The sequence below is a fragment of the Streptomyces sp. NPDC046759 genome (assembly GCF_040645475.1).
Taxonomy (GTDB): Bacteria; Actinomycetota; Actinomycetes; order Streptomycetales; family Streptomycetaceae; genus Streptomyces.
Window position 1 is genome coordinate 86,386 of sequence record NZ_JBEYYJ010000014.1, and the last position, 22,214, is coordinate 108,599.

The window sequence follows — 22,214 nt, forward strand, 5'->3', positions numbered from 1 at the left end:
TGGCCTGTTGGGCGTCGTGAGCGGTCGCTAGGCTGAGCCGCGGACGACGAACCGGGAGGAGCACGGACGTGGCCGAGACCACCATCCAGCACAAGCCGCTCGCGGGCTGGGACAAGCCGGAGCTGGACCTCAGCAAGGCCGAGTGGCAGTCCAGCAGCCGAGGGCTGGGCGATGTCCAGATCGCCTTCGTCGAGGGCTTCATCGCGATGCGCAACAGCGGCCGTCCGGAAGGCCCCTCCCTGATCTTCACTCCGGCGGAGTGGGGTGCCTTCGTCTCCGGAGCCAGGGAAGGAGAGTTCGACCTCACCTGACCCGCACCCGAGCCGGCCCGGTGGCGGGACCGCCGCCACCGGTGCGCGACCCGGCGCCTCCCGGGCACCGGCAGCCGGACCGGGGGTGTTCGGGCCGGATTTCGGGACACGCGATCAGCAGCGCCCGGCCGGGGCCGATGCCTGCGTCAGGCTGGCCCCAGCACAGGGGGAAGGTCGTGTTCCGAAAGGTGAGGGACGATGAGCACTGCGCCGGTCATCGCCGCGGTCGACGGTTCGGACGACAGTCTGCGCGCGCTGGAGTGGGCCTTCGACGCCGCCCGCCGTCGCGCCGCTCCGCTACGGGTGGTGCACGTACGGCAGTACGCCGCCTGGGGCCAGGCCGACGTGCTGATCGCCGGGCCGCCCGAGGCGGGGGGTGACCCGGTCCTGGACGACGTGCACGCCCGGCTCGCGGGCCGCGGCCCGCAGCCCGTCGTCGAGTACGTCGCCCTGGAGGGCGTCCCGGGTGCCGTGCTGCCGGAACTCGGCACGGACGCCCAGCTGTTGGTCTTCGGTTCCCGGGGCCGCGGCGGCTTCGCCAGCCTGCTGCTCGGTTCCAACAGCCTCGCCGCCGCCCGGGACGCCGAGTGCCCGGTCGTCGTCGTACCTCGTCCCGGCCGGCAGGTGCACGGCGACGGGCCGGCCGAGCCCGGGCCCCGCGTGGTCGTCGGCCTGCACGTCGACAGCCCCGACGAGACCGCCCTCGGCTTCGCCTTCGCCGAGGCGGCCCTGCGCGCCGCCCGCGTCCAGGTGATCGCCGCCTACCCGTGGCCGGTGCAGACCTGGGCGGCCCCGGCCGAGCTGATGCCGCCGCAGATCGACCAGGACGCCGTCGAGAACGAGACCCGCGCCCTCGCCGAGGGGTTCCTCGCCCCGCACCGCGAGCGTCACCCCGAGGTGCGCGCCGACGCCGAGGCACTGCCCGGCGACGCGGCCGGCCATCTGGTCTCCGCCTCCAAGGACGCCGAGCTGCTCGTCGTCGGCCGCCACCGGCGACGCCTGCTCGCCCCGGCGCGCATGATGGGCTCGGTCACCCAGGCCGTCCTGCTGCACGCGGCGAGCCCCGTCGTGGTGGTTCCGCCGTCCGAGCCGGATCACGCGTCCGGCCCGGACGCGGCCCAGCCGGCCCGGTAGACCGTCACGGCGCCCCGCGGCCCGTCTCCGGTGGCCGACGGGCAGGGGCACGGCGGGCCCGCGCCCTCGCGGCTGCCCCCATGGGTCCTTCCACAGCGCCACGTCCGGACACCCCCCGGCCCGGGCGGCCCCGCCGGCGGCGACGACGCACCTGCGGGACGGCGAGCAACCACCGCCAGCCGCCGTGGCCCTGACGGTAGGTCAGCAACACCAGGTCAGCCATGCACGGTCATGGTGGCGGACAACGTCGCAAGGGCCGCCTTCATGGCGCCCACGCATATGTCCGGCGCGCCCACTGCGCCCTAACCTCCAGCGCGTCCACCCACAGCCGGAGGAACCGTATGCCCACCACACCGCCCGGACGGCCCACCCGCCGAGCCGCACTGCACGCCCTGTCGCTCACCGCGGCCTGCCTGCTGCTGACCACCCCGGCCACGGCGGCACCCGCCGGCAAGGCGGACGGCCACTGCGCCGGGCTCACCCGTCTCCGCGTGCCCGGCGCCGAGCACCAACAGGCCGACTGCCTGGACGAGCTGACCACCGCGGGCACCGTGGCCTCCGGGCACACCGACCCGGCCGACTACGCCGGCCTCACCCCCAGGGACCTGCCCACGCCCAGCGGCGTTCCCGGCATCCAGATCGACGGCTACTTCCCGGACACCTCCACCACCAACACGAACCACGGCTGGAACCACGACTCCCAGTTCGTCGTCCGGCTGCCCGACCACTGGAACGGCGGCCTGGTCGTCGCCGGGACCCCCGGCAACCGGGAGCAGTACGCCAACGACAAGGCCGTCTCCGACTGGGTGCTCTCCCGCGGCTACGCCTATGCCGCGACCGACAAGGGCAACACCGGCACCGCCTTCTACCGCGACGGCCGACGGCCCGGCGACGCCATCGCCGAATGGAACACCCGGCTCACCCAGCTCACCCGCGCGGCCCGCACCGTGGTCGCCCAGCGCTACCACCGGCCGCCCGTCCGCACCATCGCCACCGGCCTGTCCAACGGCGGCTATCTCGTCCGCTGGCAGCTGGAGAACCACCCCGAGCTCTACGACGGCGGAGTCGACTGGGAAGGCACCCTCTGGCGTACCGACGGCCCCAACCTGCTCACCTTCCTGCCCCAGGCCCTGCGCCACTACCCCGCCTACGCCGGCGGCGGCCCCGCAGCCGCCGAGGCCGCGGACGCCCTGCACCGGGCCGGCTTCCCGGCCGGCTCGGAGTACTTGTGGCCGTACCACTACCAGGTCTACTGGGACCTCACCCAGCGCATCTACCGCGAGGAACTCGACCCCGGCTACGACGGCGCCACCGAGGCCGGCACCCCGTTCTGCGCCTCCGGCACGCCCGCCTGCGACGCCGACTACGACTACGCGGCCCGCCCCGCGGCCGTCCACCGCGCGGTCGAGCGGATCGCCCTCACCGGCCGCATCGGCAAACCGCTGATCACCCTCCAGGGCACCCTCGACGCGCTGCTGCCGATCAGCCAGGACTCCGACGTGTACGCGCGCATGATCCGTGCGGCCGGACGGGGCGCCCTGCTGCGCTACTACCGCATCGAGGACGGCACCCACACCGACTCGCTCGTCGACGCCTTCCCCGGCAGACTGCGGCCCATGGTGCCCTGCCACCGCTCGGCCTTCGAGGCACTGGAGAGCTGGATCGCCGGCACCGCCGTCCCGCCCGCCGACCACACCGTCCCGCACCCGGCCGGCGCCGACCCCGCCACGCTCCTCACCAGCTGCCCCCTGCGATGAGGGATCTCCGGGCGCCCACAGGTCACCCACCGGGGCCCGGGCACGTACCATGGCCGCATGTCGTTCCTCCGCCGCCGCAGCGCCACCCCCGCCGGACCCGACTTCGACGTGCTGGCCATGGACCCGGGCGACTGGCCCGGCAACCTCGGCGCGGGTCTGCTGCCTGCCCCCGACGGCACCTGCCAGGGCGTCTTCCTGCGTTACGACCTCTTCGGGGGCCGCGGCCCCGCCATGATCATCGGGAATCTGCCGGAGGGCTCCCCGGCCCGCGAGGTCGCCGAGGGGGAGATCCCCTTCGAGGTGGGCCAGCTGCTGCTGGCGCTGGAGAACGACGAGGAGGTCACCGTCGCGGGCGTCGAGGACACCCCGGTGCTGCAGGGCGACAACCTCCTCATCGTGCGACGGCTGAAGCTGTCCGAGTCCCGGATCTCCTGCGTCCAGTTCGACCGCAGCGACGGCGTCCTCGTCACCATCGCCGCCTGGGACCGCCCCATCACCGACGACCTGTACGCCCTGCTGAAGCCACTCCCGGCGGAGCTTTTCCAGCAGGGCTGAGGCCGGGCGGCCGTGACTAGCCGGCCGCGCCCTCGAGGGTCACGTCCGCGGCGCGGACGAAGGCGACCCGGTGGCCGTACTGGATCTCGTAGTACAGGTCCTTGCCCACGACGACCCGGTGCGAGTCGGTGGTGAAGGTGACCGAGTAGTAGTACTCGCCCGGCACCACGTCACCGACCACGTACTTCTGACCGGCCGGGACCGTGTACGGCAGCGGGACCACCGACTGCACGGGGACGCCCGCCGGGTAGGCCTCCTTCTCCGGGTAGGCACGGCCGTACACCGGGATGCTCGCCGGCCCGTCCTTCGGGGTGATCACCAGCCCGCTGGCGGGCACCGCCGTCCGCGCCCCGGACGGGTTCTGGAACCAGGCCTTCTGGCCCAGGTACCAGATCGCGGTCCAGTCGCCCCAGCGGTCCGCGACCGCGTACTGCTGACCCGTGGAGACCCGGGAGGACAGGTCGTTCACGTCCTCGGTCGGATCCTTCTTCAGACCGATGTCCTTGATCAGCGGTGCGTTCACGTCGTGGTCCGAGTACAGCCGGACCTCGCCGGAGCCGTGCGGCGTGCAAGGCTGGCCCGCGGTGGTGCAACCGGTGTACGCCGGCTGGTTCGTGGCGTAGTCCGGCAGGATCGTCACCATCCCGGCCCGCTTCCCGGCCGTGCGCTCGAAGGGATGGCCCAGCAGCTGGAAGTAGTGCCGCCAGTCCCAGTACGGGCCCGGGTCGGTGTGCATGCCGGGGATGGTGGACGCGGTTGGGCCGGGCACGTTGTCGTGGCCCAGGATGTGCTGCCGGTCCAGCGGGATGGCGTACTTGCGGCTCAGGTACTTCACCAGCCGGGCCGAGGACCGGTACATCGCCTCGGTGTACCAGGCGTCCGGGGCGGCGAGGAAGCCTTCGTGCTCGATGCCGACGGACCGGGCGTTGATGTCCCAGTTGCCGGCGTGCCAGGCCACGTCCTTCGCCTTGACGTGCTGGGCGATCAGACCGTCCGTGGAACGGATCGTGTAGTTCCATGACACATAGGTGGGATCCTGGATCAGGTTCAGCACCCCGTCCCAGGTGCCCTCCGTGTCATGGATGACGATGTACTTGACGGGCTGCGACACCGGACGGTCGCCGAGGTCGTGGTTGCCGTAGTCGTCGTTCCCGAACTGCGCGTACGGCGCCCAGACCGCCTCGCAGGACACCGACTTCGGGCACTCGACGTCGTCCGTGGGCAGCGTGCGCAGACCGGCCCGCCTCAGCTGGGTGGTGTCGGGGGCCAGCCGCGGCTGGGCGGCGAGCGCGACCAGCTGGCCGTCGTCCGTGACGCGCCTCTCGCCGGTGCGCAGGACGTCGTACACATCGTCCGCGTAAGCCGCAGCGGTCGCCCTGTCGTCGGCGCCGGAGAAGCGTGCCACCGCGCCGTACCAGTCGGCCGGGTCGCTGCTCAGCGGCTCGCCGAGCCCCTTCTGCGCGGCGGCGAGCAGGGCCGCGCCGCCGGCCACGTTCGCCGCCGGATCGGTGCGCAGCCTCTGGGCCGTCAGGCCGGTCAGTTCCGCAGCCTTCGGCAGTGTCTTCAGACGGGCGGGGAGCGTGGACTCGGCCGGCACCTTGACGTCGGGGTGCACGGCGGGGCGGGTGGTGTCGCCGCGGGCGTCCTCCGTGCCCTCGGCCAGATGCTCCGTCGCCGCGATGGCGGTGCGGGCGTCCGTGAGGTGCATCGGACCGTAGCCGCCGGTCACACTCGGGGCACCGGCGTGCCGGTCCCAGCGGGACTGGAGATAGGAGACGGCCAGCAGGACGCTCTGCGGCACGTGGTACTCGGCCGCGGCGGTGGTGAAGGCGTCCTGCAGCCGGCCCGCGGAGGAGTCCGTGGCGCCCTGGGCGGGGGCCGCGCCGAGCAGCGGCACCAGCAGGGCCGCCGAGGCCAGCGGGCCGGCTGCTCGCCGCAGAGGTCCGTGGCCGGGTCTGCAGGTGGTATCAGTGGCGGAACCTCGCAATGCGGCCTCCAGTGACGGGCGGGCGTGGCGGGGCGTACGGCGCCGAACTGGGACAGTCGTACCGGCTTGCCGACGATCCGTCAATGATGCCTTCGGGGCAGCGATTTCCCATGTCACGGAGGGTTTTCGGCGAGTTTCGACGCGGCGGTGCGCGGGCCTGCGCGGCGTCACTGGCGTACACCAGTGGCCATCGTCCGGCCGCGCATACGAAGGTCCGCGGTGCGCCGCCGCTCTGGCGCACCGCGGACCCTCGTCCCCCCTCAGCGAGTGCCGACCGCCGCTCGGACGGCCCTGCGGGCCATCTGGCAGTCGTCGTGCAGCCGCCTGAGCAGCAGCCGCTGCTCCTCGCCGGACGGCGCAGCACCCGGGTGGGCCAGGCCCGGTGCCGCCGGGGCCGGATCGTGCATCGAACGCTGCACGGCCGTCTCGTAGGTACGGATCTCCCGGGTCAGCAGCAGCATCAGGTTCACCAGGAAGGCGTCCCGGGAGGCCGGGCCCGCCGACTGGGCGATCTGGCTGATCTGCCGTCGGGCCACCGGCGCGTCCCCGAGCACCAGCCACAGCGTCGCCAGGTCGTACCCCGGCAGGTACCAGCCCGCGTGCTCCCAGTCCACCAGCACTGGACCGGCCGGTGACAACAGGATGTTCGACAGGAGGGCGTCGCCGTGGCAGAACTGGAGCATGCCGTGCCGGCCCACCTCATGGGCGATGCCGTGCAGCAGCTTCTGGAGGTCGCCCAGGTCCCGGTCGGTGAGCAGGCCCAGCTCGTGGAACCGGGAGATCCGGGCGCCGTAGTCCAGCGGCATGTCGAAGGTGCCCGCCGGGGGCCGCCAGGCGTTGACCCGGCAGACGGCGCCCAGCGCGGTCCGGATGTCCGCGCGGGGCGGCGCCTCCGCCGGATGCCGCTGCAGCGCCGCCACCCGGCCCGGCGCCCGCTCGATGACCAGGGTGCAGTTGTCCGGGTCCGCCGCGATCAGCCGGGGCACACGGACCGGTGGCCGGTGCCGGACGAACGAGCGGTATGCGGCTATTTCGTGACGGATCCGCTCGGCCCAGGCGGGTGAGTGGTCCAGCAGACACTTGGCCACGGCCGCGCCGCGCCCCGTCGTTCCGACCAGCAGAACGGACCGTCCGCTGCGCCGCAGCACCTGCACCGGAGTGAACTCCGGGCAGATCCGGTGCACCGAGGCGATCGCGGTGCGCAGCTGCGTGCCCTGGGGGCCGGACAGGTCGAGTCTGCCGCTGAGCGGCGGGGTGCCGGGCTGGCCCGGCAGCCGCCGGAGCCGGCCCGCGACCGGCACGGGTCCGCCCGGACGCGCCGCCGGGTCCAGATACGGTCCGCCGCCCGCCGGGCGGGAACGCAGCGGCCGGGGCGGGGCGGACACGGAGGACGATGCTGCGTACATGGGAGATACAGATCCCTTCGTGTGCCTGCGGTGCCTGCCTGTGGTGCTGTGCTCGGCGCGCATGCGCCGGGCCGGAGCTCCGGGGAGCCCGTACTCCGATCGCGTGCACGGTGAGCGTGCGCCTGCCCGGCCCGGTCGCCCGGGTGCACCCTGGGGAATGCACCCGTCAGCTCGGTGAGGCACGAGCGGCGACCGGGTCGGGGTGGCGCGTTCCTACTCGACACCCGATGCCCAGTGGCACACCATCTGGCGGACCCTGGCGAACCCTGGCGAATAGTCGCCCGGCAACCTCCACCGGGCTACTGTCAACTCAGCCGAGAACCTGGGGGCTTGACGTGAGCGGACAACCCAACACCCGCCTGGCGGACCTGTTCGGCCTGGCCGGCTGGTCGAAGGGCGAACTCGCGAGGCTGGTCAACAAGCAGGCGGCGGCCATGGGCCACCCCCAGCTGTCGACCGACACCTCCCGGGTCCGTCGGTGGATCGACACGGGAGAGATCCCGCGCGATCCCGTACCGCGGGTGCTGGCAGCCCTGTTCACCGAGCGTCTCGGCCGTGTCGTGACCATCGAGGACCTCGGTCTGGTACGGCACGGGCGTGCGGGGAAACGGCAGGGCGACGGGATCGAGGAACATCCCGACGGCGTGCCGTGGGCGCCCGAACGTACCGCCGCGGTCCTCACCGAATTCACGGGAATGGACCTCATGCTCAACCGACGCGGCTTGGTGGGCGCGGGTGCCGCGCTCGCCGCGGGATCCGCACTCAGCAGCGCCATGTACGACTGGCTGCACACCGACCCGGCCCTGAAGGCCGACGCCCCCGTCCTCGACGACCCCCTGCACGCCGACCCCGCTGGGTTCGACCGCTACGAGGCCGCCCCCATCGGGTCGCAGGAGATCGAGGAACTGGAGCGCTCGGTCGAGGTGTTCCGCGCCTGGGACGCGGCCCGCGGCGGCGGGCTTCAGCGCAAGGCGGTCGTGGGCCAGCTCAACGAGGTGGGCGGGATGCTCGCCTACCACCATCCACCTCATCTCCAGCGGCGCCTGTGGGGCGTCGCGGCCAACCTCGCCGTCCTCGCGGGCTGGATGTCGCACGACGTCGGCCTGGAGCCCACGGCCCAGAAGTACTTCGTCATCGCCGCCCATGCCGCCAGAGAGGGCGGAGACCGGCCCCGGGCCGGGGAGGCCCTGTCCCGGGCGGCCCGGCAGATGGTGCACCTCGGCCGGCCCGACGACGCCCTGGACCTGATGAAGCTCGCCCAGTCGGGCGCCGGTGACCGGCTGCAGCCGCGCACGAAGGCGATGTTCCACACCATCGAGGCCTGGGCGCAGGCGGCGATGGGCAAGGGCCAGGCGATGCGCCGCACCCTCGGCCAGGCGGAGGACATGTTCATCGCCGACCGGGGCGACGGCGAGCCACTGGACTGGATGCAGACCTTCAAGGACGAGGACCTGTACGGCATGCAGGCCCTCGCCTACCGCACGCTGGCGGAGTTCGACCCGAGCGCTGCCGCGCACGCCCAGCACTACGCGGACAAGGCCCTGGCCCTGCGCGTCGACGGGCGGGAGCGGTCGAAGATCTTCGACCATCTGTCCATGGCTTCGGCCTGCTTCATCGCCGACGACCCCGAACAGGCCGACCGCTACGCCCGGCTGGCCCTGATGTCGATGGGCTCCAACTCCTCCCGTCGCACCTGGGACCGGCTGCGCCAGATGTACCGGCTGACCGCGGAGTACGCCGGCTTTCCGAGGATCCAGGAACTGCGGGAGGAGATCCGGCTCGCCCTGCCCAAGCCGAGGGCCAAGGGCGGCGGCGACAGCGCACAGGTGTGAGCGCACAGGCACCGGGCCTGTGCGCGGGATTCCGTCCGTGACGTCAACTCATGCGGTGACCTGGGCGACGAGCACACATGCGTCGTCCTCGCGTCCGGCGCCGCCGAACTCCTCGACCAGCGTCCGCAGGCAGTCCTGCGCGGTGTGCGCCGCGCCGATCCGCGGGGCGAGGCCGAGCAGGCGGTCCGCGGCCGCGCCGTGCCCCGGCACCAGTCCGTCGGTGTGCAGAACCAGCAGGTCGCCCGGCTGAAGGGTCTCTTCGGCCTGGCCGTACACGGCGCCCGAGGTGGCGCCGAGCAGGACGCCGTCCGGTGCGCTCAGCATGCGCCCCGTCCCGTCGCGGTAGAGCAGCGGGGCGGGGCGCCCTGCCTGCGCCCACACCAGGGTGCGGCTCTGGGGCCGGTAGCGGCAGCAGAGGGCGTTGCCGAGGGCGGGCTGGACGGTGGCGTCCAGTAACTGGTTCAGCATGCCGAGCAGTTCACCGGGCGGGCTGCCGGCCAGCGCCATGCCGCGTACGGCACCGAGCAGCATCGCCATCCCGGAGGTGACGGCCACCCCGTGCCCGGTCAGGGCGCCGACGCTGAGCAGGGTGTCGCCGTCGGACAGTTCCAGCGCGTCGTACCAGTCGCCGCCGAGCGGTGTGGTCGTCGCCGCGGGAAGACGGCGGGCGGCGAGGTCGAGGGCCCGTGGCCCCTGGTGCGGAAGTCGGAGGGAGCCGTGCCATGGCGGTAGCACGGCTTCCTGCAGCTCGGCCGCGATCCGGTGCTCGGTCTGCTCCTCGCGGCGGTGACGCTGCAGCGAGTCACGGGTCTCGTGCACCGTCCGCCGGCAGCGGCGCAGTTCGCTGACGTCGCGCACGACGGCCCACATCGAGGCCGTTCCGCCGTCGGCGCCGAGTACGGGTTCGCCCATCATGTGCACCGCCCGCACGGAGGTGTCGGGCCGCACGATCCGGAACTCGCCGTCGATGGGTTTGCCGTCGACCAGGCAGTCCGTCACCATCGCGGTCAGCTTCGGCCGGTCCTCGTCCGGGACCAGCGAGGGGAGTTCGTCCAGGGTGAGGGCGGGGACGGCCGGGTCCAGGCCGAGGATCTGGTAGAGCTCGACGGACCAGGTCGCCTCGTCCGTCAGCAGGTTCCACTCGGCGCTGCCGACGCGGCTCAGCAGCGAGCCGCGCGGGGTGCCGGCCGGTACATGGGGTGAGGCGGGCGCCTCGACGGCTTCCGCCGGCCCGCCGGCCGGGCCGTCCCGGAGCTGGGCCAAGTGGGCGTTCAGATCGTCCAGTTGGTGCAGTGCCAGGTCGTACAGGGCGCGCTGCCAGCGGTCCTCCGGGTCCGAACCGTCGCTTCGGGTGTCCCTCCGTACGGCGTCCACGTCGCCCTTGAGCCGTCGCGTCTGCGTTATCAACGCCTCGACCGAGCCGCGTCCGGGTGGCTGGGCGGCTGGGTGGTCCGCGGAGACCGGTGACGGCATGACGCACTCCGTTGGGGGACGATACGGCCGGGAAGGACGGGGGGACCGTTAACGACTTTCGCACAGCCCGCGACGCCTCGTAAGGGATTTGGCAACACACGATACGGTGGTGCTTCCGGCATATGCCAGAGTCTCCCCGGACTGATCCCCGCACGCGAATGGCGTAGGTGTTCGGACGGTCAAGTCGTAGAGGAGCTACGGGAATTGTCCGTCGCCGATCGCCTTTCTCCGGTATCCACACGCGTGTTCGTCGCTCTTGCGTTCCAGCTGTCGCGACACGACTTGTACCCATCGAACTCTGACCGGATTTCGCGCCATGCGAGGGGCCTCGGAGGACTCCATAAAGGCATGGACGCCATCACTGTCGTACAGCCCGCACCGGCCCGGCTCATCACCGCCGAGGACGAGGAGATACCTGTGTCGGCCACGCTGCGCTACACCACGGACGACCCCCTGGCCGTCTTCGTGGACTTCCCCGCCGAGGCCTCCCTGGAAGGCGTGGACGTCACCTGGACCTTCGCGCGCTCACTGCTCGACCAGGGGCTGCGGTCCCCGGCCGGCCACGGGGACGTCCAGATCTGGCCGTACGGCCGCACCCGCACGGTCGTGGAGTTCCACTCGCCCCACGGCCTGGCCCTGCTGCAGTTCCCCGCATCGGCGCTGCGCCGCTTCCTGCTGCGCACCTACGCGGCGGTCGGGCCCGGGCAGGAGGACCTGGCCGGGGTGGTCGAGCGGGGGCTGAGCACCCTCTTCGGCAGCGTGTGAGGGCACCGGCGACGACTTTGACTTTTGTTCACCTTTGCCTCACCGCACCGGTATGGACCTCGACGATCACCGCGGGCACCCTGGCGCGCGACGTGCCGCAGGGGCACCGAAGGTGACGAGGACGGGGCGAATGACACCGATCAGCCGAAGAGGATTCGTGGGGCTCGGCGCTTCCGTGGCGGCGGGTGTGGCGCTGGGCGGCGCGGGCACCCGTACGGCTGCCGCGGCGACGACCACGCCGACCGGCACCATCCAGGACGTGCAGCACGTGGTGATCCTCATGCAGGAGAACCGCAGTTTCGACCACTATTTCGGCCGCCTGAAGGGCGTCCGCGGCTTCGACGACCGCAGCGGCATCACCGTGAGCGGCGGCCATCCGGTCTTCGACCAGCCGAACGGGCTGGGCCGCCAGTACCCGTGGAAGCTCAGCGCGACCCCGTCCGCCGGCGGCAAGGACGGCGAGACCCTGGCCCAGTGCAACGGCGACCTGCCCCACTCCTGGTCCTCGCAGCACTCCGCCTGGAACAAGGGCCGCATGGACAACTGGGTCGCGGGCGTCGGTAACGTCCGCTCGCTCGGCTACCTCGACCGCTCCGACATCCCCTTCCACTACGCACTCGCCGACAACTACACCATCTGCGACGCCTACTTCTGCTCGACGCTCAGCGCGACCGGCCCCAACCGCACCTACCTGTGGAGCGGCAAGGTCGACTCCTCCTCCTACGACGGCGGCGACGAGTCGGGCCTGACCTGGCAGAACTACGCCGAGGCGCTGCAGGCTGCCGGGGTGACCTGGAAGGTGTACCAGAACGCGGCCGACAACTACGGCGACAACGGCTGCGCCTACTTCAAGAACTTCACGAACGCCAAGCCGGGCGACCCGCTCCACGACCGCGGCATGTCGTCGGTGCCGAAGGCGACCGGCTCCACCCCCGACGACATCGCCGCCGCCATCAAGGCCGACGTGCTCGCGGGCACCCTGCCGCAGGTCTCCTGGATCGTCCCCAACCAGGCCTTCTCCGAGCACCCCTACGCCCCGCCCGGCGACGGCGCCCACTTCGTCGACCTCGTCTACCAGGCCCTCGCCGCCGACCAGGACGTCTTCGACTCGACCGTCCTGTTCCTCAACTACGACGAGAACGACGGCTTCTTCGACCACGTGCCCCCGCCGGCGCCGCCCGCCGGGACGCCCGGGGAGTTCCTGAACGGCGTGCCGTACGGCTTCGGATTCCGCGTGCCGATGATCGTGGTCTCGCCCTGGACGCGCGGCGGCTGGGTCTCCTCGGAGGTCTTCGAGCACACCTCGGTGCTGCGCTTCCTGGAGACCTGGACGACCGCGATCGGCAAGCCCGCCAAGTGCCCCAACATCAGCGACTGGCGGCGCAAGGTCAGCGGCGACCTCACCGGAGTCTTCGACTTCGCCCACCCGGTCCACGGCCCCGTGTCCCTGCCGGCCACGAGCGTCATCGGGCTGAGCACCTGCGGCCCGCTGCCCAACCCGGTGCCGACGGACAACGCCCTGCCCGCGCAGGAGCCCGGCACCCGCCCGGCCCGCGCGCTGCCCTACCAGCCGGGCGGCTACCTGGACCATCTGGAGTTCGACGCGGCCGGCAAGATCCTCGCCTGGTTCACCATGACCAACCAGGGCGCCCCCGCCTCCCGGGCGGCCCACTTCTCCATCCACCCCAACGCCTACCGGGACACCACGCCCTATCAGTACACGGTCGACGCGGGCGGCACCGCCTCGGACTACTTCAACATCGGCACCGGTTTCGGCGGCGGCAAGTACGACCTGACCATGGTCGGCCCCAACCGCTTCCTGCGCCGCTTCCAGGGAGACGCGACCAAGGCGGGCAAGTCGGCCGAGGTGCACACCCGTTACGCGGTCGAGCCGGGGACGGGCAAGCTCGCCATCTACTTCAGGATGACCAACTCGGACACGTCACCGGTGACGTTCACCCTCACCTCCACCCACTACCGCAGCGACGGCCCCTGGACCTACACCGTCGCCGCGGGCGCCTCGACGGAGGACTACTTCAACGCCGTCGCGTACCAGAACGGCTGGTACGACTTCACGGTGACCGTGGACTCCGACGCGACCTGGTCGCGCCGGTTCACCGGTCACCTGGAGACGGGTGCCGCCGGCGTCAGCGGCTGACCCCGGCGTACAGGTCCGGGCGCGGGGCGAGGTCGACGGCCACCCGGCCGCCGGTCTCCAGCGCCCGGACCCCCGCCTCCGCGACGACGGACGCGGCGTACCCGTCCCAGACGCTCGGACCGGTGACCTCGCCGCGCCGGGTGGCGTCCACCCAGGACTGCACCTCGCGGTCGTAGGCGTCGGCGAAGCGGACGAGGTAGTCCTGCGCCACCTCCTCGCGGGCGCCGCCCGCCGCGGTGACGACCATGGTGTGTTCCTCGCCGATGCGTGCGCTGCCCCGCTCGCACACGGCCTCGCAGCGCACCTGGTAGCCGAAGCCGCAGTTGACGAAGACCTCGACGTCGACGAGCGCGCCCCCGTCGGTCTCGAACAGCACGAACTGCGGATCGAGCAGGTCCTCGGGGGCGTTCGTGGACGGCGTGGGACGCAGCACGGTCACCGCCGCCAGCTCCTGCCCGAGCAGCCAGCGGGCCGCGTCGATCTCGTGCGAGACCGAGCTGTTGATCAGCATGGCGCTGGTGAAGTGGCCGGGGGAGGAGACGTTGCGGTGGGTGCAGTGCAGCATCAGCGGCCGGCCCAGACCGCCGTCGTCCAGCAGCGCCTTGAGCCGGCGGTACTCGGCGTCGTAGCGGCGCATGAACCCGATCTGGGCCAGCCGGCGGCCCAGCCGCGCCTCCGCCTCCACCACCCGCAGCGCACCGGTGGAGTCCGGCACCATGGGCTTCTCGCACAGCACGGGCAGCCCGCGGGCGAACGCCGCGAGCAGCGCCTTCTCGTGGGCGGGGCCGGGAGAGGCGATCAGCACGGCCGCGACGCCGGGCGCGTCGAGCGCGGCCAACGGATCCGCGTGGACGGTGACGTCGTCGAGGCCGGCCGCGGCTTTCCCGGCCCGCTCGGCATCGGGGTCGGCCACCGCGGCGACCCTCGCGCCGCTGACCACTCGGTCGAGACGTCGTATGTGGTCGGCCCCCATGTGCCCAGCACCCAGTACCGCGACTCCGAGCAGGTCACCCACGTTGCGCTCCCTCACGCCGACGATCACGCCGTAGCGTACGCCGCGCAGGGAGCGCCGCCCGGTGAGGGCCGGGAGCGCGGGCAACAAGCCGTCTGGCGCCGGCAACAGGGCTGTCTGTGGCGCCGGGGGTGCCCGGGGAGTGCCGGGTGCCGGGGACCGGCTCAGTACCGCAGCACCCCGGCCATCCCGTTCGCGTCGCCCAGCGTGCCGTCGGGCACGAACCGGACCTCGGCTCCGGTCTCCAGGCACCGCTCGACGATCTCGTCCACGATGTCCTCGCGGGCGTCCAGGTCGCCGGCCCCGGCCGGCATCAGATGCTCGCCGCTGTCGCGGACGGTGGGCCGGTAGTTCTCCTCCACGGCGAGCAGCCGCACCCGGCCCTCCCGGGCGCTCTGCCACAGCTCGTCGAGACCGGCGGCGAAGGTGTGGTGGCCACGTGCCGAGGTCAGCTCGCGGACCACGGCTGTCGTGTCCTTGCGGGCCTCCGCCTCCAGCACCGGCTTCAGCGCCTGCCACACGGCCTCGGGACCCGCCTGCGCCAGGCCGCCGTGCGGGACGTGGACGGCGGACTTCGCGGCGGTGCCGACCTCGTCGAGCAGGGACAGCGCCGCCTGCTCGCCGGTGATGTACACCCGCCGTGGCTGCTCGCGCAGGACCGAGGTCATGGCGGTGTCCGCCTCGCGCAGGAACTGCCGGGTGGCCTCGTCGGTGAAGGTGCTCGGCAGGCCGCCCGTGCGCATCTGCCGCTCGGGGTCGAAGTTCACCTGCCTGCGCTCCAGCGGGAAGCCGCCGGAGCGGTCCTCCACCACACGGTCCTCGCCGCCGCTCCACAGCGTGACGCGGTCCGCGGAGACCGACAGCACCCAGAAGGGGCGTTCGGCGGCCTGCGCGGCGACCAGGTTGCGGGTGAGGAAGGTGTCCGAGAGCACCACCCGCTCGGGGACGCTGCGGGCGAGGGACCACACCTGGTGCTCGCCCGGCGCGGCGAAGATCACCAGACCGTCCTCGGCATGCGTCAGATCCACTTCCGCCAGCGCCCGGTCGAGCTGTGCCACCACCTCGTTGCGCCGGTCGCGGGTGACGGCGGGATCGGCCTCCAGGCGCCTGCGGGCCTCGGTGACCACATTGCGCAGCCGGACGGGATCCTGGCCGCTCTCGGGTTCGCGGCGGTGCGTGGGGGTCAGCACCGACACCGCCGGATAAGGACGCGGTCGCCGCAGTTCGGCGAGGGCCGCGGGACTCAGTGCGTGCTCCATGACAGCACGATAGGTCGGATTCACTAGTACGGCATTCGGGGTAATCCGGGCAGAGTCGTCATGGGTGCACGGGACGGACAGCTGGGGGTTCCCCGGTGGACAGCGGTGACGCGGCACCTCGAGGGCGGCTACGGTACCGGCCAGTAACCGGAGCCCAGCGCACCCCAGGAGGCCAAGATGCCGCAGCTCGAAGTCGACGGAGCGGCCCTGACGTACGACGACGAGGGTCCCCGTGACGCGCGGGAGGTGCCCCTGGTGTTCGTCCACGGCTGGACCGCCGACCGGCACCGCTGGGACCACCAGATCGCGCACTTCTCCGAAAGACGCCGGGTGATCCGGCTGGACCTGCGCGGGCACGGGGAGAGCACCGGCGCCGGGGTGCGCACGATCGCGGAGCTGGCGCAGGACGTCCTGGCCCTCCTCGGCCATCTGGGGGTCGAACGGTTCGCGCTGGTCGGACACTCGATGGGCGGGATGATCGCGCAGACCATCGCGCTCGCCCACCCCGAGCGGGTGGAGCGGATGGCGCTGGTGGGGTCCATCGGCCGGATGACCTACAGCCGGGGCCGGGGCCTGCTGATGGCCGTCTCCACCCTCGTGCCGTACCGGCTGTTCGTGGCCGCGAACATCCAGCGCGCCTTCGCGCCCGGCTATCCGCGTGAGGAGATCCGGGCACACGTCCGGGCCTCCGCCGCGACCCCGCGCGAGGTCGTGATGACGCTGTACGGAGCGATGCGCGCCTTCGACGTGCTCGACCGGGCGGGCGAGATCCGCGTGCCCACCCTGATGGTGCACGGCTATCACGACGTACAGCTGCCGGTGCGGCAGATGCTGCGGATGGCGAAGGCCTATCCGGACGCGGAGGTGCGCATCCTCGACGCGGGCCATGAGCTGCCGCTGGAGAAGCCGGCCGAGCTGACCGCTGTGCTGGACAGGTTTGTGACCGAAAAGGTGTGAGCGGCGCGGCGCTTGGCGAAGTTTTTGCCTGTGGCCGGTTCGCAGGGGGCCCGACCGGTGCCACAGGCTTCGCGGGATTTCGCGCAAGCAAAACACGGCCGAAACGTGGGGGTGGACGGGTCGGCCGTGTTCCCGTCGCGTTGACTGCCTCGGGCAACTGACGGAGGCTCGTCATGTAGGTGCTCGATACAACTGGTTTGTCGGCCGGTCCCCGGTTCACCTGGACAGGTCCAGGCGGGCGCAGGAGCCGGCGGTGAGCCGGAGGCAGGAGACAGCGCATGTGCGGCATCACCGGATGGGTTTCCTTCGACCGCGACCTGACCGTCGAGGCCACCACCTTGCATGCGATGACCGAGACGATGGCCTGCCGGGGCCCGGACGACCGCGGCACCTGGGTGGAGGGGCCGGCCGCCCTGGGCCACCGCCGGCTCGCCATCATCGACCTTCCCGGGGGGCGTCAGCCGATGTCCCTGGCCACCCCTCAGGGGACCATCGCCATGGTGTACTCCGGGGAGGCGTACAACTTCACGGAGTTGCGCCGGGAACTGGAAGGCCGCGGCCACCGGTTCACCACCGACTCCGACACCGAGGTCGTCCTGCACGGCTACCTCGAATGGGGTGACGAGGTCGCCGAACGGCTCAACGGCATGTACGCGTTCGCCGTCTGGGACGGCCGCCGGGACAAGCTCGTGATGATCCGCGACCGCATGGGCATCAAGCCCTTCTACTACCACCCCACGCCCGACGGCGTGCTCTTCGGATCCGAGCCCAAGGCGATCCTGGCCAACCCGCTGGCCCGCCGCCGGGTGACGTTGGACGGGTTGCGGGAACTGTTCGTGCTGGTCAAGACGCCCGGACATGCGATCTGGGACGGCATGCGCGAGGTGGAACCCGGCACCGTAGTCACCGTCGACCGCTCCGGCCCGTCCACCCGCGTCTACTGGCAGCTGCAGACCCGTGCGCACACGGACGACCGCGACACCACCATCGCCACCGTACGCTCGCTGCTCGACGACATCGTGCGCCGCCAGCTGGTCGCCGACGTGCCCCGCTGCACCCTGCTCTCGGGTGGCCTCGACTCCTCCGCGATGACCGCGATCGCTGCCCGGCAGCTCGCCGAACGGGGCGAGAAGGTACGCAGCTTCGCCGTCGACTTCGCCGGTCAGACCGACAACTTCGTCGCCGACGAACTGCGCGGCACGCCCGACACGCCCTTCGTGCACGACGTGGCCGAGCTCGCGGGCACCGACCACCAGGACATCGTGCTCGACGCGCAGGACCTCGCCGATCCCGCCGTGCGCGAGCAGGTGATCCGCGCCCGCGACCTGCCGTCCGGCTTCGGCGACATGGACTCCTCGCTGCTGCTGCTCTTCCGCGCCATCCGGGCCAAGTCCACGGTGGCCCTGTCCGGCGAATCGGCCGACGAAGTCTTCGGCGGCTACCTGCAGTTCTTCGACGAGGAGGCGCGCCGCGCCGACACCTTTCCCTGGCTGGCCAGCTTCAGCCGGCACTTCGGCGAGGACGCCGACGTGCTGCGCGACGACCTGACCAAGCCCCTGGACCTGGACAGTTACGTCGCCGACGGCTACCGCACCGCCGTCGCCGGCATCGAACGGCTCGACGGCGAGAGCGACTTCGAGTACCGGATGCGGCAGATGAGTCATCTGCACCTGACCCGCTTCGTCCGCGCCCTGCTCGACCGCAAGGACCGGATGAGCATGGCCGTCGGCCTGGAGGTCCGGGTGCCGTTCTGCGACCACCGGCTGGTCGAGTACGTCTACAACGCCCCGTGGGCGCTGAAGTCCTTCGACGGCCGGGAGAAGAGCCTGCTGCGCGAGGCGGCCGCGGACGTGCTGCCGCGCTCGGTGTACGAGCGGGTCAAGAGCCCCTACCCGTCCACCCAGGACCCGCAGTACGCCCGCGCGCTGCAGGAGCAGGCCAAGGACCTGCTCTCCCGGCCCGCGCACCGGGTCTTCGACCTCGTCGACCGCGACCGGCTCCGCCGGGCCGCCGAGCGCGAGGCGCCGATCAGCACCCAGGCGGCCCGCCGCGGCCTGGAGCGCACCCTGGACCTCGCCCGGTGGCTGGAGCTCTACACGCCCGATGTGATCACCGGCTGAGGCCGGCGGCCCGGTCCGCGGCCGCCCGCGTGGGCTGCCACCACGTCGTCACCGGCTCCCACACGAGGACCCGGGGCCCGGTGCCGAGCTGCGCGGCGGTGAAGGAGCGGCCCCGCTGGGCGGCGGAGGCGGCCACGGTCACGACGGCCACCCGGCGGGCCTCGGGGTCCGCCGGGTCGCCGATGGTCCGGACGTCGGCGTGGGCGGCGCGGCCCGCCGGGAGCCGGTAGGTGCCCGTGCCGCCCGCCGGTGTCGGCAGCGCCGCGCCGTCCAGGTCGCCGAAGGTGACCGTGGGCACCCGGTCGACGAGGCACGCGCGGGAGCTGCGGTTGGTGACGCTGACGCGCACCACGGTCGGATCGCCGGACACGGCTTTCGCCCGGACCGCCAGTGACTGCGCGGCACACCGGAGATCCGCGGCCCGGGCGGCCGTGACGGCCTGGCTCTGCGGTGCGGCCGACAACAGGACCGCCGCGGCGGCGGAGGCGGCGGGTACGGCGACGGCGGTGCGGATGCGCATGCTGGTGTCCCTTGTCGTGGTCACGTACGGCGGGATGCGGCGGCCGGGGCGCGCCTGTCCGGTGGGACGGCCGGCCGGGGACTGAGGTTGTGCCGGATCCACCCCTGATACCCGATGGGGCCCTGCCGGCGTCAGCCGGTGCTGTTCGTGGTGCCGCTCCAGTCGTTGCCGCCGTCCGGCGGGCAGGAGCTGCCGCTCGGCGGCAGGGAGCCGTAGAGCAGGAAGTCGTCGATCTTCTGGCGCACGCACCTGGAAGAGGCGTAACCGGTGTGGCCGTCCCCTTTGTTGTCGAGCACCACCGCGGACGGACCGAGCCGCGCGGCCGTCTCCACGGTCCACCGGTACGGCGTCGCCGGGTCGCCGCGCGTGCCCACGAGCAGCATCTTCGCCGAGTGCAGGTTCTTCACCCGGTCGCGGATGAAGTCGGTGCCCTTGGGGCGGCCGTAGCACATGAGCAGCTGGGTGAGCCGGTAGCGGCCGAAGACCGGCGATGCCTGCTCGTACTCGGCCCGCAGGTCCTTCAGCTCTTTGGTGAGCCGCGCCGCGTCGGGCCGGTCGGGGTCGTCGGCGCAGTTGATCGCCATCAGCGCGGCCTCGAGGTTGTCCGCGGGGATGTCCTGCGGATCGAGCGGGACGCCGCTCGGGCGGTGACCGGCGCGGGGCAGGCCCGAGCCTCCACGGGCGAAGGTCAGCACCCCCCGGGTGTCGCCCTCCTCGACCAGCGAGGCCAGGGCACGCTCCAGCGAGGGCCACAACTGCTTGCTGTACAGAGCCTGCGAGACGGCCGCCACCAGGTCCTGTCCGGAGAACGAGCCGCCCGAGTCCGTCGGCACCGGGTTCCGGTCGAGGGACTTCACCAGCCGGACCACCTGGGCCCCGGCCGTCCGCCGGTCCCGGCCGAACGGACAGGCGACGTCGGTGGTACACCAGTCCAGGAAATCGTCCAGCGCGGTCTGCTGCCCCTCCGCGCCGGCCACCCCCTGCTCGGACAGCGGCTCGGTCAGGGTGTCCACGCCGTCGAGGGCGAGCCGGCCCACCTTGTGCGGGAACTCGGCCGCATAGACCGCGCCGAGCCGCGTGCCGTAGGAGAAACCGAGGTAGTTGAGCCGCTTGTCGCCGAGGGCCTGGCGGACCACGTCCAGATCGCGGGCGGCGTTCACCGTGCCTATGTGGGGCAGTACGGGGCTCGAGTGCCGGGCGCACTCGTCGGCGGCTTTGCGCAGCTTCGCGAGCAGTGCCTGCGGATGGTCGAGGTCGGCGTCGTAGTCCGTCACCGCAGAGGTCGCGTCGCCGCCTTCGCCGCAGCTGACGGGGGAGGACCGGCCGACGCCACGCGGGTCGAAGGTGACCACGTCGTAGCCGTTGGTCAGGCCCATGAACGCCCTGCCGTCGTCGGCCATCGCGGGGATGCCCGCGCCGCCCGGACCGCCGAAGTTGAGCAGCAGCGAACCCTGTTTCCTGCCGGTGGCCCGGTAGCGGGCGAGGGCCACGTCGAGCGTGCCCGCGCCGGGCCGGGCGTAGTCCAGCGGGACGGTGACCTTCCCGCACTGGAGGTCCTTCGGCATGTCCGTGCCCTTGCAGGCCGCCCAGCTCACCTTCTGCCGGTAGAAGCGGGACAGGTCGGGCTGCGGCCGGTCGGCGGCAGCCGCGGGCAGTCCGGCCCCGAGCAGCGCCAGGGCGAGGACTCCGGTACCCGCGCACCGCCGAACGGCGGGCCGTGTGGACAGCTTGGCCAGCATCGATCGCCTCCCGGGACGCCTGTCGCGGACCGGGCGCGGCGCCCTCGGATCACCATAAGCGGGCCCCGCACGGCCCGCCTCCCGGCGAGCGGTACGGCCGCCGGCCCCCCTGGCATCACCCTCCGTGTCCCGTTAGTGATCATTGAGTGGCTTTACATGCAGTTCGATAACCCTGTCGCTCGACGGGGTGAAAGCCCGATAAGCCATAACTCGGATGGTTCGCCTGCGTTCTAAGGGGTGCGGGTGAGTACCCGCGACAACATCTGGAAGGCAGGGAACCTATGAGACGGGCTACCCGTAACGGTGTGATCGCCGTCATCGCCGCCTCCGGTGCGATGGCCGTGGCGCTGCCGGTGTCCGCCGCCTTCGCCGCCGACGGCGCCGCCGCCGACGGCGCCGCCGCCGACGGCTCCGCGGCCGGCTCACCCGGGCTGCTCTCCGGCAACGGCATCCAGCTCCCGGTGCACGTGCCGGTGAACGTGTGCGGCAACACCGTGAACGTGGTCGGGCTGCTCAACCCGGCCGCCGGCAACGCGTGCGCGAACGGCGGCGCCGCAAAGAGCCGGGTGCCGAAGTCCCGCGGAGCCGTGGCCCGCGGCTCCGCGGCCGGCTCGCCCGGGCTGCTCTCCGGCAACGGCGTCCAGGTCCCGGTCGACGTGCCGGTGAACGTCAGCGGCAACAGCATCGACGTGGTCGGCATCGGCAACCCGGCCACGGGCAACCGGTCGGTCGACGGACCCGGCGAACAGCCCCGCACCCCTCGCCGTCCGCACAGCCCGGTCGTCACGCACCACACCGCCCCCCGCACACCGCGCCCGGTCGCTCGGCCGACAGTGTCCACGCTGGCCCACACCGGCACGGACCTCACCGCGCCCGCCGTCGCGGGCGGCGCCGCGCTCCTCCTCACGGGCACGGTGCTCTACCGCCGCTTCCGCCCGGGCGGCACCACCTGACCCGCCCCCCGAAGGCCCCACCGGGCGCAGCCCCGGTGGGGCCGGGGAGTCCGCCCGGCCTGCCGGCCGCGGCCGAGCGCCTTGGGTCGTCGCGCGATCGCCGGCCTTGATCCTGACGCGAGGTGAGGTCCTACTGAGCGAGGCGGCAGAGGTACGAGTGCGGGAGTGCGGTAGTCCGATCCGGTGGCGGCCGGCACAAGGGCACCGGCGCGCGCTTGCCCACTGGGCGCGACGGGTCCGGGCCGCGTGTGCCGCCCTGGGCGAAGGCGGATCCGC

Annotated in this window: 17 protein-coding genes; 10 read left to right on the forward strand and 7 right to left on the reverse strand. The window is 72.4% G+C overall.

Going from position 1 to position 22,214, the window contains the following annotated elements; all coding sequences use genetic code 11:
- Positions 1-68 precede the first annotated feature (68 nt).
- The 4 genes from ABZ919_RS20235 to ABZ919_RS20250 all read left to right on the forward strand — a co-directional run bounded on the left by ABZ919_RS20235 (position 69) and on the right by ABZ919_RS20250 (position 3,757).
- A complete protein-coding gene (locus ABZ919_RS20235) occupies positions 69-311 on the forward strand; it encodes a DUF397 domain-containing protein (protein ID WP_361249428.1) in 243 nt (80 codons plus the stop codon).
- Positions 312-509: 198 nt separating this feature from the next.
- Positions 510-1,445, forward strand: coding sequence for a universal stress protein (locus ABZ919_RS20240; RefSeq protein ID WP_361249431.1), 936 nt, complete (start codon positions 510-512; stop codon positions 1,443-1,445).
- A gap of 341 nt (positions 1,446-1,786) precedes the next feature.
- On the forward strand, positions 1,787-3,202 hold the full coding sequence (locus ABZ919_RS20245; RefSeq protein ID WP_361249434.1) for a 3-hydroxybutyrate oligomer hydrolase family protein: 1,416 nt from the start codon (positions 1,787-1,789) through the stop codon (positions 3,200-3,202).
- A gap of 57 nt (positions 3,203-3,259) precedes the next feature.
- Positions 3,260-3,757 (forward strand): hypothetical protein, encoded by a 498-nt coding sequence (locus ABZ919_RS20250; protein WP_361249436.1) that lies wholly within the window; start codon positions 3,260-3,262, stop codon positions 3,755-3,757.
- A gap of 16 nt (positions 3,758-3,773) precedes the next feature.
- On the opposite strand, the gene ABZ919_RS20255 is transcribed toward ABZ919_RS20250, so the two are convergent.
- A complete protein-coding gene (locus ABZ919_RS20255; protein WP_361249440.1) occupies positions 3,774-5,744 on the reverse strand; it encodes an N-acetylmuramoyl-L-alanine amidase in 1,971 nt (656 codons plus the stop codon).
- Positions 5,745-6,004: 260 nt separating this feature from the next.
- Complete coding sequence (locus tag ABZ919_RS20260; protein WP_361249442.1) at positions 6,005-7,150, reverse strand: aminoglycoside phosphotransferase family protein; 1,146 nt, start codon at positions 7,148-7,150, stop codon at positions 6,005-6,007.
- A gap of 335 nt (positions 7,151-7,485) precedes the next feature.
- Here ABZ919_RS20260 and ABZ919_RS20265 point away from each other — a divergent pair, with 335 nt between their 5' ends.
- The gene (locus ABZ919_RS20265) at positions 7,486-8,982 is read left to right on the forward strand and encodes a hypothetical protein (RefSeq protein ID WP_361249444.1); all 1,497 of its coding nucleotides are present in this window, start codon (positions 7,486-7,488) and stop codon (positions 8,980-8,982) included.
- Between the two features lie 48 nt (positions 8,983-9,030).
- Here ABZ919_RS20265 and ABZ919_RS20270 read toward each other — a convergent pair whose 3' ends face one another.
- The gene (locus tag ABZ919_RS20270; RefSeq protein WP_361249447.1) at positions 9,031-10,455 is read right to left on the reverse strand and encodes a SpoIIE family protein phosphatase; all 1,425 of its coding nucleotides are present in this window, start codon (positions 10,453-10,455) and stop codon (positions 9,031-9,033) included.
- Positions 10,456-10,803: 348 nt separating this feature from the next.
- Here ABZ919_RS20270 and ABZ919_RS20275 point away from each other — a divergent pair, with 348 nt between their 5' ends.
- Both ABZ919_RS20275 and ABZ919_RS20280 read left to right on the forward strand, forming a co-directional pair.
- The gene (locus tag ABZ919_RS20275) at positions 10,804-11,220 is read left to right on the forward strand and encodes an SsgA family sporulation/cell division regulator (protein WP_361249449.1); all 417 of its coding nucleotides are present in this window, start codon (positions 10,804-10,806) and stop codon (positions 11,218-11,220) included.
- 130 nt (positions 11,221-11,350) lie between these two features.
- Positions 11,351-13,378 carry a phosphocholine-specific phospholipase C gene (locus ABZ919_RS20280; RefSeq protein ID WP_361249452.1) on the forward strand — a complete coding sequence of 676 codons (2,028 nt, stop codon included), beginning with the start codon at positions 11,351-11,353 and terminating at the stop codon, positions 13,376-13,378.
- Here ABZ919_RS20280 and ABZ919_RS20285 read toward each other — a convergent pair.
- Together ABZ919_RS20285 and ABZ919_RS20290 are read right to left on the reverse strand one after the other, a co-directional pair.
- Complete coding sequence (locus tag ABZ919_RS20285) at positions 13,368-14,393, reverse strand: Gfo/Idh/MocA family oxidoreductase (RefSeq protein WP_361249752.1); 1,026 nt, start codon at positions 14,391-14,393, stop codon at positions 13,368-13,370. The genes ABZ919_RS20280 and ABZ919_RS20285 overlap by 11 nt on opposite strands.
- Before the next feature lie 161 nt (positions 14,394-14,554).
- Positions 14,555-15,649 carry a chemotaxis protein gene (locus tag ABZ919_RS20290; protein ID WP_361249454.1) on the reverse strand — a complete coding sequence of 365 codons (1,095 nt, stop codon included), beginning with the start codon at positions 15,647-15,649 and terminating at the stop codon, positions 14,555-14,557.
- A gap of 177 nt (positions 15,650-15,826) precedes the next feature.
- Here ABZ919_RS20290 and ABZ919_RS20295 point away from each other — a divergent pair, with 177 nt between their 5' ends.
- Both ABZ919_RS20295 and asnB read left to right on the forward strand, forming a co-directional pair.
- Positions 15,827-16,606 carry an alpha/beta hydrolase gene (locus ABZ919_RS20295; RefSeq protein WP_361249457.1) on the forward strand — a complete coding sequence of 260 codons (780 nt, stop codon included), beginning with the start codon at positions 15,827-15,829 and terminating at the stop codon, positions 16,604-16,606.
- 278 nt (positions 16,607-16,884) lie between these two features.
- The gene (asnB, locus tag ABZ919_RS20300; RefSeq protein ID WP_361249458.1) at positions 16,885-18,726 is read left to right on the forward strand and encodes an asparagine synthase (glutamine-hydrolyzing); all 1,842 of its coding nucleotides are present in this window, start codon (positions 16,885-16,887) and stop codon (positions 18,724-18,726) included.
- Here asnB and ABZ919_RS20305 read toward each other — a convergent pair.
- Both ABZ919_RS20305 and ABZ919_RS20310 read right to left on the reverse strand, forming a co-directional pair.
- Complete coding sequence (locus ABZ919_RS20305) at positions 18,716-19,246, reverse strand: DUF4232 domain-containing protein (protein WP_361249755.1); 531 nt, start codon at positions 19,244-19,246, stop codon at positions 18,716-18,718. The two genes, asnB and ABZ919_RS20305, sit on opposite strands and share 11 nt — an antisense overlap.
- Before the next feature lie 131 nt (positions 19,247-19,377).
- Positions 19,378-20,985, reverse strand: a complete 1,608-nt coding sequence (locus ABZ919_RS20310) for an alpha/beta hydrolase (RefSeq protein WP_361249460.1) — start codon at positions 20,983-20,985, stop codon at positions 19,378-19,380.
- A gap of 281 nt (positions 20,986-21,266) precedes the next feature.
- Between ABZ919_RS20310 and ABZ919_RS20315 the strand changes: the two genes are divergently transcribed.
- The gene (locus tag ABZ919_RS20315; protein ID WP_361249462.1) at positions 21,267-21,938 is read left to right on the forward strand and encodes a chaplin; all 672 of its coding nucleotides are present in this window, start codon (positions 21,267-21,269) and stop codon (positions 21,936-21,938) included.
- The last annotated feature ends 276 nt before the right edge of the window (positions 21,939-22,214 follow it).